We start from the raw sequence: 16,868 nt of genomic DNA on the forward strand, positions 1-16,868 counted from the left end.
AAAATAGCGAGAGACACATCTCTCGCTTAGTTTTATTAATTAACCTTTTCTTTTAAAACTTCAACCGCTTTTTTAAGCTGGTTATCAGTATCATAGAATTCAAATCCATAACCCGGTACATCTTCAGGTAATTCTATTTCAATATCCGGTTCTATTCCAATACCATGAATATTAACACCGTTTGGGGTAAAATACTCAGATACCGTCATTTTAACACCTTCGCCTTGATTTCCGAATTGTTGAACACTTTGAACTATTCCCTTGCCGAAGGTCTTGGTTCCGATTAAGGTTGCCCTGCCTGTATCCTTCATTGCACCTGCCATTATTTCAGAGGCGCTTGCGCTTCCATCATTTATTAACAAAATTATCGGTATGTTTTCTGATTTAGCATCAGATTTGAAATGCTTAATATCTCCTGCTTTCGTCTTGGTGTAAGTGATTATTCCTTCACCCATAAACATATCTGAAATATCAACCGTTGCATCTATAATACCGCCCGGATTATATCTTAAATCAATTACTAAACCCTTCATACCTTTACTTTTCAAATCTGCATATGCGGCTTCAAAATCCTTTGCGGTCTGTAAATCAAATGTTGTAATTCTTATATACCCGATATCGTCATCAAGCATTTCAGGTTTTATGGTCTTAATTCTGATTGTTTCTCTGTTAATGACTATATCGGAAATATCCTTGCTTCCATCTGCATTTTCTCTTTGTACAGTTAAGGTTACACTTGTGCCCGGCATACCTTTCATGATATTTACCGCTTGCTTTATTTGGCTTGCGGTATATTCGGTACCGTTAATTTTTATAATTTTATCGCCGGTTTTTAACCCTGCTTTCTCCGCAGGAGTATCCTCTATAGGAGATACAACTACAATTCTGTTATCATCGCTTTCAGTTATATAAACACCTATTCCTTCATATGATCCTTCTGTATCTTGCATAAGTGCGCTAAATTCTTCTTTATTCATAAACTGGGTATAGGGATCTCCTAACGCTTTTAATGTTCCCTCTAAAGCCCCCTCAAGCATTTTTTCCTCATCAGCTTCATACAAGAACTCCCTTTTAGCCAATTCCATTATACTTTCCTGCTTAGCATATTTTTCATACGTATTTTTCATCTTTGTATATGTTTCTTCAGATATAACCACCTTATTCCCTATTTCTACCATAAATACATTGCCCAAAGTAAGGGTTAAAAAAGCAGTTACAAAGACAACCACGATAATCGTAAGAATATATTTCCTCTTAGATACCATATACTCACTCCTAATATTAAAGTTAAGCCAAAATTAAACGCTTATAATTATTTATATGTTTCATTGTACAATTTTATCCTATGTAAATTAATACAACCTTAACTTTGATATTATAACACATATGAATATAAATAAAAATAAAATTTTGCTTATTTAGCATTTATGCTGAAAATCTTCTATAAATAAGATGGCATCCTTTATCATTTCGGAAGCTACTGTATATGGATAATGTCTTACATCTATTCCTTTGAGAGCTTTTTCAATTATTTTATCCACGTCCTCAATTGAGCAATGAAGGTCGGAAAGCTTTGTTGGAAATCCCATTTCTTTATTAAACTTAAAAATTCTTTCAAATTCTTCTTTTTGCCTATCCACCACAAGAAGTACTAAGATTCCGTAGGATACTATTTCACCGTGAAGATGTCCATATTTTTCTATTTGAGGTATAACCGTGAATCCGTTATATACAGCATGTGCAAGTCCGGTGTTCAAATCTATGTTAACTAAGTTTGAAACGTATCCGGTTGAAATTATAATTCCTAAAATTATTTCTTCAAGCTCATTTGATAACTTGTTTTTCTTACAATCTTCAAGTGCCTGCACTCCATATTTCACAAATGGACCGTTGCACATGGATGCAATATTAACCCCCATGCTCTGGGAATGATTTAGCTCGTCGCCGCGGCTTGAAACAGAGCTTTCAAAATATTTAGCCATAGAATCACCTATACCGGCCCAAAAATATTTATCCGGCGCATTTGCAATTATCTCACTGTCTATAAAGATATGAACAGGAGTTATATTTGAAAATGTATATTCTCTTAAAGAACCATCCGGATGGTATAAAATACCCAAGCTTGTACAAGATGCGCATGTGGAAGCAATTGTAGGGAATGTAAAAAAAACTCTGTTTGTTTTTTGTGCCAATACCTTTCCTGTATCAATTGCCTTTCCTCCGCCAACCGCAAATATCATATCTGCTTTTTGAACTTCCGGAATTAATTTTAAACGTTCTATATTTTCTATGGATGCCTCTTTTCCGAACGGAAAAAATCCTGTAATTAGCATCTCACTTCCTTCAACTGAATTTTTAATCTTATTTTCAGCTGCTTTTATGGCGCGTTCGCCACCTATTACAGCAGCCTTTTTTCCGTATAAACTACATATTTTAACTATATTCTTGTACGAATCATTACCTATCGTATAACCGGGAAAAAATTGTGTTTTCATAGTAGACTCCTTTTTAGTTAATATTTTTCATATATTAATAATCTGCGCTTTCTGCAAATGAAGACTTTGAATTTATATTATTATTGTTTATATTGTTGTTTTGTTCCTTTAAAAACTTACGGTTTTTATATGCTCCGACAGTCAGGAACGGAACAATAATTATTGCAATTCCAAGGTATCCCATGTATCCGTAGCCGTATTTAATAATTTTGTCTAAACCTGCCATTGAAATACCCATTGACATAAACATTATAAAAAATGATACGATTATTCTTCTGATTATAACCTTGTTTATTTTAGACAATGCCTTTGCTTTCTCAAACTTTTCAACAAAGCCGTAGATAGTTGTAACTCCTGTTGAAATAAAGCAAAGGAACAAGCAAATATTGTATGCCCAGAATACGTATGATCTACCTAACTGCCCTGCTATATACAATATTGGCAGTGTTGTTTCTCCGGCCTGCGTGAACTCAGCATACCATACTAAAAGCATTATTATTGATAAAATCAATGCAATAGAATTTATTACGAAAGAAACCATCATTGAGCGGGAAATTTCCTTAGAACTTTTTAACGACTTCCCGCATGAAATCATAGTCGGAATTACTACAGATTGGAATCCTGCGTAAGTAAATGCTTTAAAAATCCCTGTCCCTATATTGGCATTACTCGCTCTAACTGCAAATATGTTTGATATTTCAGGTAATTTTTCATTAATTCCCAATATAAAAATCACTCCGCATGATGCTAAAATTCCTACAGACATCACTGTTGATGCTTTCGAAACCAATGACGCTCCAAAAATTGTCATTATCAAAAGCATTGCACCAACCGATAAAACGGCATAAATATAAGAAATATTATATGTTTTGTTTAACAATGAAGCAGCTCCGGCTATTACGGCGCCCACTGCACACAAAACCATAGTATAAAAATAAATATCAAACAATACTGAAAATTTGCCAAACGGATGATACAAATTTTGAAAAAGCTCCTTGTAGCTTGAAAGCCCTCTGGAATTGTACATAATCATACATTCACGGATAGTTAAGGTTAAAAGTGCCATAGCAATAATTGCCGTAACAGTTGCAATCCATCCATACTGCACATAGTACTGAGTTGCCTGATTTCCTGTTGCAAAGCCTCCGCCTGCATGTGAACTGAACAGCACACACGCTACCGCAAATATGCCTGTAAAGTTCATTGTTTTTGTTGCTTGTCTTTGTTGTTTCTCCATTTTAATACCTCTCATGATTTATTTTTTAATACACCATATTTCCTCATGAGAGAAGCAAGAAGCAATAAAAAAATCTTCCTCTCTCAGGGAAATTAACCCTAAGAGACGGAAGATATATGATCTTTCGCGGTACCACTCTTATTCATTTCATAACGAAATGCACCTCTGGATACGGATTATTAATCGATATCCTGCCTTTTTTTAACGGTCGGCTCACCCGTACCTGCCTACTGATTTTAAACTTTCGGCAGATCCGCTCAAAGGCTAGTTCGGCATCTCATTGACGTTGTTTCACACCTACCAACAACTCTCTGTAGTCGCTTATAATGCTTACTGCTCCTTATCACAGCGTTTATGTTGTTCATTCACTTGTGTATTGTTTAGCAGTATAGCACCGTTCCAACAAGCTTGTCAATAATTATTTTAAAATATTTTCTAAAATATTTTTTTGTATAATTTATCACTATTCAAATAATCCATATATTTGATACCCTAAATAAAAAAACACCTCTCTCGCCAAAAATGATACCTTGCTTTTAAATGTTATATACCTCGTTGATGGTGTCGGTGAAGAATACGCGGTTAATCCGTAATCTCCAGCCATCATCATCGCTCTTTTCATATGTAAGGGATCACTTACAATAATTACATTCTTAAAACTATTTTTATTGGCTATTTCAGCCGCATATTGTATATTTTCCTCTGTTATAGTCGACTTCTCTTCAATAAAGATGTTTTCTTCGGGTACTGAATTTTCAATAGCGTAATTTTTCGCCACACCTGATTCCGAAAATTCATCGTCTTTACTTATGCCGCCTGTAAAAACCAAATTATCTGCATATCCGTTCTTATATAACCAAATACCATGCTTTATTCTTTCTTCAAAAACCGGTGACGGTTTATCCCCCCATACAGCCGCACCTAAAATTATAGCTGCATCGGCACTGTTAAGCTCATTTTTATTGCCGTAGCTATATATATCAAAAGCAATATACACTATGTATCCAATGAATATAAGCAATAAAATAATCAGTATTTTTTTAATGTTTTTCTTTCGTTGTTTCATAAATAATCCTTGAATATAATTTTAAATAAATATATCACAAAATCAAAAATAACACAATTTTGTATAGCATATGATTAATACTAAAAAAAATTGTGCTAATCTATTGATATTTAATTTCATCTATATTATAATTTAAAAGTATTCCTTGGACCATTAGCTCAGTGGATAGAGTCGCAGACTTCGAATCTGTTTGCCGGGGGTTCGAATCCCTCATGGTTCATAAATTGCAAAAGCTTCAAGAAATAAAAAAGATAAATATTTATGTGAAGTGCACCCCAAATGTTAGACGAAAAAAACATTTGGAGGTGTACTTTTTAATGTCAAAATATAAATATGAACAAAGACTTGAAACTGTACTAAACGTAGTAAAAAAACACATGTCATATAAATCTGCTGCCAATATATTAGGTACAGGTACAGAACATGTTAGAAGGTGGGTTAAACGATATGAGCAATTTGGAATAGAAGGTTTATTGTTAAAAAAAGGAAGTTACACTGGCGAATTTAAGTTAAAAGTGATAGAATATATGCATGAAAACCATCTTTCTATTTCTGAAACAGCAGTTATTTTTGGAATTCCAACTGATGTTACTGTGGGGAAATGGGAACGCATATACTATGAGGAAGGATCGCAAGCTCTTTTTAGAGATAATCGCGGACGAAAGAAAATGTCTGATAAATGCAAACCTAAGAAGCCAAAAGTTCCTAAAGAAACAAAAGAGGATTTAATTGCCGAAGTTCAAAGACTTCGTATGGAGAATGCGTATTTAAAAAAATTGCAAGCCTTAGTTCAGGAAAGAATTCAGCGAGAGAATGGGAAAAAGTAATTGCCATTGATGAATTAAGGCATGGATTTAAGCTGAATCATTTATTAGAATTTGCGAAGCTGCCACGAAGTACATTTTACTACTATCTAAAGAAAGCTAAATTACCTGATAAATATGCTGAGATAAAAGATGTAATAAATCAAATTTTCAAGGATAACAAAGGTAGATATGGTTATCGCAGAATAACATTAGAACTTAGAAATAAAGGATATATTATTAATCATAAAACGGTACAACGCTTAATGAACCCGTTAAACCTTAAAAGCTTAGTACGAATTAAAAAATACCGTTCATACAAGGGTGAAATCGGTAAAGTTGCTCCAAATCTATTAAGTAGAAATTTCATTGCATCCAAGCCTAATATGAAATGGGTTACAGACGTTACTGAATTTTCACTATTAGGGAGTAAACTGTATTTATCACCAATTCTTGATTTGTATAATGGAGAGATTATTGAATATGAAATTAGTGAACGTCCAGTGTTTAGTATGGTTGCTAATATGCTTGATAAGGCTTTTTTAAAGCTTGATAAAGGTGATAAATTAATATTACATTCTGATCAAGGTTGGCAATATCAAATGAAGCGATATCAATATATGTTAGAGTCTCATAATATTAAGCAAAGTATGTCAAGGAAAGGAAATTGCTTAGATAATGCTGTTATGGAGAATTTCTTTTGCTTGCTAAAATCCGAATTCTTATATTTGCAGGAGTTTAAAACCATAGAACAATTTATTGCAGGTTTAAAAGAATATATTTATTATTACAATCATAAAAGAATTAAGAGTAAACTAAAAGGACTGAGTCCTGTAAATTACAGGATTCAATCCTCGTCAGTTGCTTAATTAATATTGTCTAACTTTTTGTGGTCAGTTCATATGATTTATCTCTTTTTTATCTCCCTGTAAAAATCAAATTTACATTTTTAAAAATTATTATAACTGCCATAATAAAAGCAAGGTATTTTTCTACCCTGAACTTTCCTTAAAACTCGTTTAAAGCTTATGCTTCTTTGTTATATGCCTCATGTTTTTTAATATAATCCCATAAAATGGACAGAATCATTTTCAGTCCTTTATCGTCCTTTGCTTCTACTTCTGGCATCATTGCTTCAAGCAGCAAGTAAAACAATGGTTGTACATTTTTCGCATCCGCTTTATTAGCTATGTTTTCCGTAATATCCTCAATTTTTCTCAGAGCCTTAAAATCATCGACCTGTAAAATCTTTCCTATAACATTAAGCTTAAATATCTGATTTCTCAGAAATTCGTATTCAGTATCCGAATAAACTCCGTCTTCATCAAAGGCTGCCTGCGTGTTAACCTTAACAATTTGTTTTCTGATTTTCTTCAATCCTTCAGCCACAAAATCATCGACATCGTATTTCCTTACCTTATAAGTTGTTTTTTGCTCGTTCATAATATTTTCTCCTATCGTTTAATTTTTGTTGAATTAGTAATTAAGATAGGTTATAATATTTTTAATATAACCTATCTTTTACAGTCTATGGCTGGTTGTTGCATAGACTGTAATTTAGCTTGGTAGGTATAATGCAGCTTTTACTTGGCGGTTTGAGCTACTTTTTCTTTTATAGATTCTAAATATCTTTCAATTATTGCATTTAATCCTCTAATTACTTTCTTATCATTTACTTGTTCTATTAATTCATGGCATTCCGATTTACTATCACTATAAAATATCTTTTCAAACTCGTCGGGAAACATATTATGTAATTTTATTAGTATTTCTGTTCTTGGTATTCTTTCACCAGCTTCACAGTAACTAAGTAATTTATAATACACCAATTAGTTGGATAAACATATATTATAATGATAATATATAATCAGAGGTGATAACTTGTATAATTATAATGCTCCTTATTCAAATCAATTTATGCAATGTTCTTCTTATGGAATGGATTTTAGCATGTGGGCTTATAACACTGCTCTAAGCCTCATTAGGGAGGCAGTACAAAGCGAAAGAGAAGGTGAACTTAAATATAATTATTTGATTGAAAATGCCCCTACTCAAGAAGAGAGAGAGATAATAACTTCAATTAGAGATGATGAGAGATTACACCGACAATGGTATAGGGATATATATAAATATTATACCAATGAGGAAATTGAAAGTTATATCGGAGAAGAATTTACAGAACCAAATTCATATTTAGATGGAATAAAAAGCTCTATATTCGGAGCGCTTTCAGCAATGGAAAGATATCGTATCATAAGAGAAGGGTTACCGAGCAGATTCTTTCGAGATATAGTACTTAGAATACTTACAGACGAAATGAAACATGCAACTAAATACAATTATATTCTTAGCATAAATAGTTTGAACTCTAATTAAGACCACTGTAATATCTGTTATTCTTGACATCTTGTTTCCTCCAATAATCGTTAGCTACTAAAATATATGATTTTTTAAAAAATTATACTTATTTATTTGAGTTGGTTGAACATTATTAATAATATAATATAGAACTATATAATTTGCCTGGGTCACCTTAACATCTCGGGCAAATTTTTACGCTTTTAGATTAATCAAGATTAATTAAAATTAAAATTTACTATTTAAAAATCTTCTCATCTTGTGTCCACCATCTGTCCACAGACCAGTGGCTATCTGGATCAAATTTATCAATAGGTTGTATTTTAAAAAATTGATTAATTGTTGTACAATTATTGTTGATTTTTACAACAAAACAAATGAAGCCCTATGGAAAAATCATTGCTATAAAAAAACCTTTCCTAATTATTAAATTACGGAAAGGTCTTATATTCTAATGTGTGCAAATATTTACATAAATATATCAAGAGAAATATTTTCTTTTTTAAATTTATATCATTGGTTCATACGGTCTATAATCAAAATCAAATCCGAAATACCTCGACCCAAAAACGGCGATTGCATCATCATTTAAAAACTGCTCTCTTGCCGGAACTATTATCATACCAACTTCTTCACCTTCACTGAGTGTTGTGTTTGATAAAGGTTTGCCGTCTATATATCTTAAAAGTATAATCATGTCAGGGCTAACTGCAATTGGTTTGTCATTTTTCCACATAATGTGATTTTCATTTTTAAACCATATCTTATAGTTATTACCTATAAGATTATCCATACCCTCCACACTATATGTACCCCAGTAGTATCCTTCTTTGTCTTCAGTTTCCTTCTTTACGATTTTACCTTTTCCGATAAAATATCCATTAGCCGCCTTAGCTCCGCTCTCACAAGGATTTTCTCCTTTTTCACGCGCTATTCGAATCATACGACCTACTGTAAGACATTGAGAAAGTGTATATGGTACTATAGATTCTTTTAAATCTTTTCCTTTCATAGAACATGTTGCTTCTGCCAGCTCGCCGTAAGAAGCTATGCTCATCATTTTACCTATACGCTCCATGGCTGAATAGTTAAAAGCATTAATTGTTATACTAATGTTTCCCCAAGAATCTACAAATATTGCCGGCAAAAAACTCTTCCCATGAATAGCCGGAAGCCCCTGTATCATTTCAGGAACCGCACGGCCTGAACAATCACCATCTATTATAGGTATACCTTTTTGATACGCCGCCGCCATGCAACACGCTGAATTAGAACCGCCAAGCTCTGCTGCATACAGCCCCGCTACCTTTTTACCCAAGTATTTTTCCAGCTCATCAACTGCATTCACAAGCATTTCCACATGTGTATACTTTCGGTCTTTATATCCTTCCTTTTCCATATTATTTAATGTTTCAGGACTTTTGGGGGCTATACTTCCCATAAAAAAAACTGTGCAAAAAGTGTCATCATCTTCTATATCTTTGGGATCCATAAGCGTCAGATTATAACCTTTCTCAAGCGCTTCTGTCAAAGCAACACGGCCACTGTCTGCTTCTCCACCTCCACCGGTACCGAAAAAGGCACATCCGGTAAGAAAATCCTCTATATCCTCAACAGTTTTTAATTCAAATTTATTCATTATACAACCTTCCCTTCTATCTTTATCTCTATTCGCTGCACAAATGACATCTGACACTATGGTTCCCTTCAAAACATATCATTTGTGGGTCAACCTCTTTGCATTTATCCATACTGAACGGACATCGAGTATTGAAACTGCAGCCCTTTGGTACATTAACCGGACTCGGTATCTCACCTTGGGAATGTATACGTTCAGGTTTATATTTTTCTTCCTCTTCACTTATAACAGGTATAGAAGATAGCAGCATCTGTGTATAAGGGTGTCTTGGATTTTTGAAAAAGCTTTCTGTAGGTGCTATTTCTGCAATCTTTCCCAAATACATTATAGCAACCCTGTCAGCCACATTTCTCATCAAACTTAAGTCATGAGTTATAAATAAATAAGATAGATTCATCTCTTTTTGTAATCTCAGCAGCATATTAATAATTTTTGCCTGAACTGAAACATCCAGTGCGCTGGTAGGTTCGTCCAGAACAATAGCAGACGGCCTAGTGGCCAATGCTCTGGCTATTGCCACCATTTGTTTTTCTCCTCCCCCTAACATACTGGGGTATTTATGCATATACTCATGAGGCAGCTCAACCATATCTAATAGTCTTGCTATTTCATTAGGATAGTCCTTTGGGGAACAAATTTTATGAATCTTAAGCGGAAGTTCCAATATTTGATAAACTGTATGCTGAGGATTTAACGATGTACCCGGATCTTGAAATACCATTTGTATTTCTCTTTTAATACTAAGGGAACGTTTATTTGTTTCAACGCCTATATCTTTCCCTTTAAAACTGATACTTCCATCAGTTATACCGTACATGCCTATTACCGTATAAGCTGTTGTACTTTTTCCTGACCCGGATTCTCCAACCAATCCAAGGGTTTCTCCGCTTTTTATTGTAAAATCAATTCCATCGATAGCCTTTACAAATTTATTTTTATTATCTTTTCCTCCAATAGGAAAATATTTTTTCAGGTTATTAACCTTAAAGATATCTTCTTGCATTCATGTCCTCCTCTCGCTGTTAATAGCGTCAATTGTGCAGGATAATTACTTCCCGCCGTATAAAAAACATGCAACCTGGTGATCCTTTATAGGCTCCACTACCGGAGGTGCAGACTCATTACATACAGCTAACGCTTTTGGACATCGCGGCGCAAAGCGGCAACCTTTCGGAGGATTGAGATAATTAGGAATCCGGCCTGGTATACCCGTTGATATACCGCCTCCAGAGAGCTTTGGAATACAGCTCATCAGCCCCTGTGTATATGGATGCAATGCCTCTCTGAACAATTCTTTTGAAGTTCCTGACTCAACTACGCTTCCTGCATACATAACATATATCCTATCAGCAACCTCTCTAGCAACTCCCAAAGAGTGAGTTATTAGTATAAGTGCACTTCCCTTCTCCTCCACTCTATTCTTTAATGTTTTAAGAACCTGGTCCTGTATTGTAACGTCAAGATTTGTAGTAGGTTCATCAGCTATTACTAATTGTCTGGGTGTTGCAAGAGACATGGCTATGCAAATACGTTGCCTCATTCCCCCGCTAAGCTGAAAAGGATAATTCTCCATAATACGTTCCGGATCCGGAAGAGAAGTTTCTTTAAGAGCACTTATTACCTTTTCATGCTGCACCTTCTTGCTTGATGCTCCTTCTATCCCTGAATAATAAATAACATCTTTCATTTGACTGCCGATAGTAAATACAGGATTCAGTGAAGCTATAGGATCTTGGAAAATAACTGATATTCCCTGACTTCGCAAATTTTTTATTTCATTGGGAGGCATTTTAAATACATTTTTCCCATTAAAATTGATCTCACCACTATCTACCCTGGCTTGACGTGCAAGAATTTGCGCAATAGCATTTACAGTAGTGGTTTTTCCGCAGCCAGATTCTCCTACAATACTTACTTTTTCGCCGCGGCGCACTTGTATATTCACACCGTTTAGTACCTTCAAACAACCTCTGAACGTACGAAATGATACATATAAGTCCTTTACTTCAACAATATTTTCGCAATTATTGTATTTTTCCATATTTTTAGTCTCCCTCATTAGATAGCATATCTTTAATTCCATCGCCTACAAGATTAAATCCTAAGACTATGACCATTATTGCAAGTGCCGGGAATATAGATAGCCACCACTGATCAGGCAAATAGTTAACACCATTGGAAACCATTTCTCCTAAAGATGGAATAGGCGCTTGTTCACCCATTCCTACAAAACTTAGCGTAGCCCCCGCAAGTATTGCCCAGCCAATATCCAGTGTCATCTTTGTAAAAATAGGTGCCATACAATTAGGTAATATTTCCTTCATCATAATATGCCATTTACTGGCTCCAAGAATCTCCGCTGATTTAACATAAATTTCATTTCTTGTTGATACAACCATGCCATATACCATGCGTGTATACCATGGCCACCATGAAATACATAATGCCAACATAGAGTTGGTTAAATTAGGCTCCATAACAGATGATACACAAAGCACCAATATTAGTGCCGGCAAAGCTAAAAACACATCTGCTATTCGCATAATTATAGTTGATACGAATTTTCCTCTCCAGTATCCGGCTATAAGGCCAAGCATACTGCCAAAAGGTACCACTACAATTAACACACCTATGCCCATGGTCAGAGCGCCTTTGAATGCATATATGACACGGCTGAGTACATCACGTCCAAGGGTGTCTGTTCCCATTAAATGCGCAAATGACGGAGCCTTACTTGCATTGGAAAAATCTACAAATGCACCTGCATGTTCAGGGTAGGGAGCCATCCATTTACGACATAGTGTAACAATAATAACAAATACGACTATAAATAACCCTGCTACCGATAGTTTATTCATGGAGAACTTATACCATAATCTTCTGATTTCTTCAGTACGATCTCGTTTTGGCACAGTTACATCATCTTTTTTATCTTGTTTGATTATTACGTTGTTTTCTTCCATATCATTCACCTTAATTCGAATATCTTATACGGGGATCAAGAACAGTTATTAATAAATCTGTAAGAAAATTCATAACGATAAATACTACCCCCAGCAAAAGTACCACTGCCGAGACAGAAAATACATCTTTGTTTAACATAGCCTGAAGACAATATCTTGATAAACCCGGATAATTGAATACTTGTTCCACTATAAATGCGCCTCCCACCATACCCGCAATATCCAATGCCATTACCGAGACAGTTGAATTAAGAGATGGTTTAAGCAAATATTTGAACAGTATTTTGTTTTCCGGTATTCCATATGCATATTCTGCCAACGCATATGCTTTGTCCCTGTTTTCTGTCATACTGGACCGAGTAATACGAGCCGCCTGACTAATGCCGTTAAAAGACAATACTATAGCCGGCATTATTATATGTTTTAGACTATCTACAACACCTTCGAAGTTCCCTTCCAAAATATAATCTATTATATACATACCTGTTATTTTAACCGGTGGAGACATAAATGCACTAATGCGCCCTGACGAAGGCAATATTGGTATAAAATATGCAAATAAAAGCATGGCAAGCACTGCCCAAAAAAATGCCGGTGAAACCACACCAAGATATGAAATAAGCCTGATTACGGCATCTTGCCACTTTCCTGAATATTTCGTTGAAAGCACACCTAATAATAATCCGAATATTACCATAATCACAGCCGACAGCATGACCAATTCCAATGTAGCAGGGAAATAACTTTTTATATCTTCTAAAACAGGTCTTTTGGAAATAATCGAAATTCCGAAGTCACCTTTGAAAGCATCTGTAATCCAATAATAATATTGTTTGTATAAAGGATCGTGAAGATGCATTTCTTCCCTTAATGCCTCTACGGTTGCCTCAGGTGTTCTGGCACCTAATGCAAGCCGGGCTGTATCACCCGGCATTACTCTTACAATAATAAATATCAAAATTGATAATCCTAATAGAACCAGCATGTACAAAAAAAATTGTTTAATTACTTTAAGTACCATTATTAACCTTCTTTCTAAGTTTTCATATGGTTTTTCTAAATCGTCCTATATTTTGAATCATCAGGATAAATCTTCCCACATATTCAAATAGACCTCATTAACCCGCAATTTTGAAATCCCTAAAATAAAATTGATATCCCATCACATATAGGAAAGCTTCTCCCGTAATATTCTTTTCAACTGCAGGCCATACCTTTATATAGTTAGAACGATACGCACATGTTGTAGCAGCATCAAAAAGCCATACTGTCGGACTCAATTCAACAAGTTCTTTTCCAATTTCTTTGTACAAATTATTTCTTTCTTCTTGTTCAACAGTAACAATTGCTGTTGATATCATAGAATCTATATTATTATCCTGAAGCCATTCCATCTGTTCCCATGAACCGCATGAAGAAGAATGATATCTTGTCTTTAAAACACTTCCGGCATCTGAGTAAGCAGGAGAAAAAGCTACAACAGATGCATTAGGAGTGGTCTCTGCTGTTTGGGCATCAGTCATCATAGTTGCAAATGGTTTTCCCGTAATTTCAACATTTACCCCTATTTGCGCCATACTTGCCTGGATAAATAATGCAAGCTTTTCCTGCTGCAGCCCGCCTTCTGCACACCATGTAAAAGACACAGACATATCGCCGGACATCAATTGCTCATAGTATTTGGATTGCTTAAGTTCTTCTGTTGCTTTTTCTATGTTAAATCCATATGGCATATCATTCTCGTCCAAAGCAGCTGCGGACATTCCGGCTACCACAGGTCCGGTAGATTTTTTGCTTCCTACATAAATATTATTTATAATAGAATCATAATCAGTAGCATATGCCAATGCACGACGCACATGTATATCATCTGTAGGTGCTTTTTTAGTGTTAAGCATTAAATTGACATTTACTCCGCTTAAATATCTAAGAATATCAACTCCGTCCATAGAATCCATAGCATTGTATGCTTCAAGCGTTTGAGCATCATCAGTAATATCCAACTCTCCTCGGGATATCATAGTACGAACAGCTGTTGCTTCAAGACCTCCTAACAGTTTTATAGACTCAGGTGCACCCTCTTCCCAATCTCCCCAATAGTCTGCATAGCGTTCCATAATGAGATATTCTTCTGTCTTCATCTCTCTTATCTTATAAGGTCCTGAACCTGCATCATTAACCAATAGCCACTCTTTTCCATAGTCGCCGTTCTCGCCGTAGGAGCCCTCAGAATTTATATGACTTCGAACTGTTTCTTCATCAATAATATAGAGACGGGTAAGCATCGATGGAAAAGTTCCTAATGGTACATTTAAAGAAAATTGTACTGTCTGATCATCAATAACTTTGACCTCTTGTATGATATCTGTAAATAGATACGCAAAGCCCTCACCTATATTCAGCAAACGGTCCATACTATATTTAATATCAGACGCCGTTAACTTGTTGCCACTGTGAAATATAACATCATCACGTAAATAGAATGTATAAACTGTGCTGTCATCTGAAACATCCCATCTGCTTGCCACATGAGGGCTTACTGTACCGTCACTGTTAGGGAATATAAGTGTATCATACATATTAAGTGCTGCTATTGCATCACTGTTCTTGCTGCCTAAAGCAGGATCTATAAATGTAGGCCAGTCTATACTCATAACAACCGAACCTTTTTCTCTGCCTTTTGCAGCTCCGCCAATATCACTGTTAGATGAAGAAGGTGTTTCGCCGGCTTTGCCACAGCCGGAAGTACCTGCCAAAATAGATACTAAAAGAAAAATTGCTATAGTAGTTTTAAAACTCTTTTTCATTTGTTTTCCTCCTTAAAAATATTTAAATTTCTTTGTCTTTCAGTATTTCCACACAAATCATATAAGAATAAAGCAATTAAAACTTAACTACTGCCAGCTTTTGCTTTTTTTGCTTTCTTTTCCTCCATATCAGCTAAGTAATACCTACCAGGTGTACTGAAGTATTCATTTTGCAATTTTACAACCTGCGGTACTAGCCAAATAACTGCAATCATGTTAGGAATGATGAATAGCGCAACAAAAAAGTCTGTTAGCTGATACATAACTACAAGTTCCATACCGAATGTTACAATAACCATAGTAATGATGGATAAAACTCTCCATGCAACAGCTGCTTTAGTGGACTTGAATAAGAATTCTGCCTGTTTTTCATCGTAGAAAATGACTACAGTAATAGTTGTGATAACGAATAATAGTACACATATTGTTACGAAGTAATCACCTGCCACACCAAATACAGTGTGGAATGCTGCCTGTCCTAATGCCCCGGAGTCAATGCTGGGATCTTTCCAAACACCAGTCGTAAGGACCGCTAACGCTGTAACTGTACATACAATAATTGTGTCAACACCTACTTCAAACACACCCCATACAGCCTGCCTTATTGGATGATCAGCAGTAGATGTACTGTGCGCTACAGGTGCAGAACCAAAGCCTGCTTCATTGGAATATACACCACGAGCACCACCCCATCTAATTGCTAATGCAATTGTGGATCCTGCAAAACCACCAACCGCAGCATGTGATGAGAAAGCATATTTAAATATGCTAACAAGAGAAGGAAGAATTTCACTTGCATTGTTGAAAAGAATTATGATAACTCCTATCACATAAATACCTGCCATAATTGGCACTACTTTTTCCATTACTGCTGCAATTCGCTTGATACCACCAAAAATAATTAATCCCACAATTGCTGCAACGATGATTCCAAATACTGTTCCATTGATTCCGAATATTGCAACCTGTGAAACTGCAGATAAAGTTTGAGCTGCGATTGAAGGTAACCCTGCAATCATTGTGAAAAATGCACAGATGATTGCGATTGCATAACCAACTTTCTTTCCACCAAATAATTCTTTTACGTATGAGAATGAGCCTCCGGTCCATTCACCTTTTTCATTCATAGTTCTGTACTTCATAGCAAGAGCGATTTCTACGTATTTAGTGCAGCCACCAACTATTGCAATAATCCACATCCAGAAAACAGCACCTGGACCTCCTAAAGCTATAGCTACCGGAACCCCTACGATGTTGGAAGCCCCTATAGATGCTCCAAGAGCTGAACAGGCAGCTGCGAACGGAGAAACTCCGTTTTCACTTTTGCTAAACATCTTGCCGAATGTTTGCGAACATATATATCCAATTTTTGTAATCTGGGGGAATCCAAGGCGAACGCTCATGTAAAAGCCACCACCAATGATTAAAATCAAAATCGGAGAACCCCAAAACCAGTTAGCACATGCTATAAAAAAATTCATAATTGATTGCATAACATTA

The 16,868-nt window shown here is 35.4% G+C and carries 14 protein-coding genes, 1 tRNA gene and 1 other annotated feature; of the genes, 3 read left to right on the forward strand and 12 right to left on the reverse strand.

All coding sequences use genetic code 11. The annotated features are described in order from the left end of the window. Nucleotides 1-35: 35 nt before the first annotated feature. The 4 genes from RT412_RS07810 to RT412_RS07825 all read right to left on the reverse strand — a co-directional run bounded on the left by RT412_RS07810 (nucleotide 36) and on the right by RT412_RS07825 (nucleotide 4,798). Complete coding sequence (locus tag RT412_RS07810) at nucleotides 36-1,265, reverse strand: S41 family peptidase (RefSeq protein WP_313341791.1); 1,230 nt, start codon at nucleotides 1,263-1,265, stop codon at nucleotides 36-38. 153 nt (nucleotides 1,266-1,418) lie between these two features. After that, nucleotides 1,419-2,495: an iron-containing alcohol dehydrogenase family protein gene (locus tag RT412_RS07815; protein WP_313370596.1), complete on the reverse strand. Its 1,077-nt coding sequence runs from the start codon at nucleotides 2,493-2,495 to the stop codon at nucleotides 1,419-1,421. Between the two features lie 34 nt (nucleotides 2,496-2,529). Next, complete coding sequence (locus tag RT412_RS07820) at nucleotides 2,530-3,732, reverse strand: hypothetical protein (protein ID WP_313341793.1); 1,203 nt, start codon at nucleotides 3,730-3,732, stop codon at nucleotides 2,530-2,532. 98 nt (nucleotides 3,733-3,830) lie between these two features. After that, nucleotides 3,831-4,088: a binding site (T-box leader), on the reverse strand. A gap of 107 nt (nucleotides 4,089-4,195) precedes the next feature. Then, on the reverse strand, nucleotides 4,196-4,798 hold the full coding sequence (locus RT412_RS07825; RefSeq protein ID WP_313341796.1) for a YdcF family protein: 603 nt from the start codon (nucleotides 4,796-4,798) through the stop codon (nucleotides 4,196-4,198). Between the two features lie 147 nt (nucleotides 4,799-4,945). Here RT412_RS07825 and RT412_RS07830 point away from each other — a divergent pair. Then, nucleotides 4,946-5,018, forward strand: a tRNA-Arg gene (locus tag RT412_RS07830). A 97-nt stretch (nucleotides 5,019-5,115) separates the two neighbouring features. Further along, nucleotides 5,116-6,470, forward strand: a protein-coding gene (locus RT412_RS07835) for an IS3 family transposase (RefSeq protein WP_313341799.1) whose coding sequence is annotated in 2 segments (ribosomal slippage) — nucleotides 5,116-5,581 and nucleotides 5,581-6,470 — 1,356 coding nt in all. Because the reading frame shifts where the segments join, the coding sequence is not laid out codon by codon here. Between the two features lie 157 nt (nucleotides 6,471-6,627). Here RT412_RS07835 and RT412_RS07840 read toward each other — a convergent pair. Continuing rightward, the gene (locus RT412_RS07840) at nucleotides 6,628-7,044 is read right to left on the reverse strand and encodes a hypothetical protein (protein WP_313341802.1); all 417 of its coding nucleotides are present in this window, start codon (nucleotides 7,042-7,044) and stop codon (nucleotides 6,628-6,630) included. Between the two features lie 507 nt (nucleotides 7,045-7,551). On the opposite strand from RT412_RS07840, the gene RT412_RS07845 reads away from it, so the two are divergent. Then, complete coding sequence (locus RT412_RS07845; RefSeq protein ID WP_313413225.1) at nucleotides 7,552-7,977, forward strand: ferritin-like domain-containing protein; 426 nt, start codon at nucleotides 7,552-7,554, stop codon at nucleotides 7,975-7,977. A 490-nt stretch (nucleotides 7,978-8,467) separates the two neighbouring features. On the opposite strand, the gene RT412_RS07850 is transcribed toward RT412_RS07845, so the two are convergent. The 7 genes from RT412_RS07850 to RT412_RS07880 all read right to left on the reverse strand — a co-directional run bounded on the left by RT412_RS07850 (nucleotide 8,468) and on the right by RT412_RS07880 (nucleotide 16,861). Further along, nucleotides 8,468-9,598, reverse strand: a complete 1,131-nt coding sequence (locus tag RT412_RS07850) for a DUF917 domain-containing protein (protein WP_313341810.1) — start codon at nucleotides 9,596-9,598, stop codon at nucleotides 8,468-8,470. Nucleotides 9,599-9,626: 28 nt separating this feature from the next. Continuing rightward, a complete protein-coding gene (locus RT412_RS07855) occupies nucleotides 9,627-10,601 on the reverse strand; it encodes an ABC transporter ATP-binding protein (RefSeq protein ID WP_313341812.1) in 975 nt (324 codons plus the stop codon). A 45-nt stretch (nucleotides 10,602-10,646) separates the two neighbouring features. Then, a complete protein-coding gene (locus RT412_RS07860; RefSeq protein ID WP_313341814.1) occupies nucleotides 10,647-11,639 on the reverse strand; it encodes an ABC transporter ATP-binding protein in 993 nt (330 codons plus the stop codon). Nucleotides 11,640-11,643: 4 nt separating this feature from the next. Then, complete coding sequence (locus RT412_RS07865; protein ID WP_313341816.1) at nucleotides 11,644-12,561, reverse strand: ABC transporter permease; 918 nt, start codon at nucleotides 12,559-12,561, stop codon at nucleotides 11,644-11,646. A gap of 10 nt (nucleotides 12,562-12,571) precedes the next feature. After that, entirely contained in the window at nucleotides 12,572-13,582 is a 1,011-nt protein-coding gene (locus tag RT412_RS07870; protein ID WP_313341819.1) for an ABC transporter permease, read from the reverse strand. Nucleotides 13,583-13,679: 97 nt separating this feature from the next. Further along, nucleotides 13,680-15,368, reverse strand: coding sequence for an ABC transporter substrate-binding protein (locus RT412_RS07875; RefSeq protein ID WP_313341821.1), 1,689 nt, complete (start codon nucleotides 15,366-15,368; stop codon nucleotides 13,680-13,682). Nucleotides 15,369-15,451: 83 nt separating this feature from the next. Continuing rightward, nucleotides 15,452-16,861 carry an amino acid carrier protein gene (locus tag RT412_RS07880; RefSeq protein WP_313413226.1) on the reverse strand — a complete coding sequence of 470 codons (1,410 nt, stop codon included), beginning with the start codon at nucleotides 16,859-16,861 and terminating at the stop codon, nucleotides 15,452-15,454. Nucleotides 16,862-16,868 lie beyond the last annotated feature (7 nt).

It is taken from the genome of Sedimentibacter sp., assembly GCF_032080165.1.
Classification (GTDB): domain Bacteria; phylum Bacillota; class Clostridia; order Tissierellales; family Sedimentibacteraceae; genus Sedimentibacter.

Excerpts from the sequence above, each read along its gene's own strand:
- RT412_RS07880 (WP_313413226.1), bottom strand. The coding sequence starts at position 16,861 with ATGCAATCAATTATGAATTTTTTTATAGCATGTGCTAACTGGTTTTGG.
- RT412_RS07845 (WP_313413225.1), top strand. The coding sequence starts at position 7,552 with ATGTGGGCTTATAACACTGCTCTAAGCCTCATTAGGGAGGCAGTACAA.
- RT412_RS07875 (WP_313341821.1), bottom strand. The coding sequence starts at position 15,368 with ATGAAAAAGAGTTTTAAAACTACTATAGCAATTTTTCTTTTAGTATCT.
- RT412_RS07860 (WP_313341814.1), bottom strand. The coding sequence starts at position 11,639 with ATGGAAAAATACAATAATTGCGAAAATATTGTTGAAGTAAAGGACTTA.
- RT412_RS07870 (WP_313341819.1), bottom strand. The coding sequence starts at position 13,582 with ATGGTACTTAAAGTAATTAAACAATTTTTTTTGTACATGCTGGTTCTA.
- RT412_RS07855 (WP_313341812.1), bottom strand. The coding sequence starts at position 10,601 with ATGCAAGAAGATATCTTTAAGGTTAATAACCTGAAAAAATATTTTCCT.
- RT412_RS07840 (WP_313341802.1), bottom strand. The coding sequence starts at position 7,044 with ATGAACGAGCAAAAAACAACTTATAAGGTAAGGAAATACGATGTCGAT.
- RT412_RS07825 (WP_313341796.1), bottom strand. The coding sequence starts at position 4,798 with ATGAAACAACGAAAGAAAAACATTAAAAAAATACTGATTATTTTATTG.
- RT412_RS07865 (WP_313341816.1), bottom strand. The coding sequence starts at position 12,561 with ATGGAAGAAAACAACGTAATAATCAAACAAGATAAAAAAGATGATGTA.
- RT412_RS07850 (WP_313341810.1), bottom strand. The coding sequence starts at position 9,598 with ATGAATAAATTTGAATTAAAAACTGTTGAGGATATAGAGGATTTTCTT.
- RT412_RS07810 (WP_313341791.1), bottom strand. The coding sequence starts at position 1,265 with ATGGTATCTAAGAGGAAATATATTCTTACGATTATCGTGGTTGTCTTT.
- RT412_RS07820 (WP_313341793.1), bottom strand. The coding sequence starts at position 3,732 with ATGGAGAAACAACAAAGACAAGCAACAAAAACAATGAACTTTACAGGC.
- RT412_RS07815 (WP_313370596.1), bottom strand. The coding sequence starts at position 2,495 with ATGAAAACACAATTTTTTCCCGGTTATACGATAGGTAATGATTCGTAC.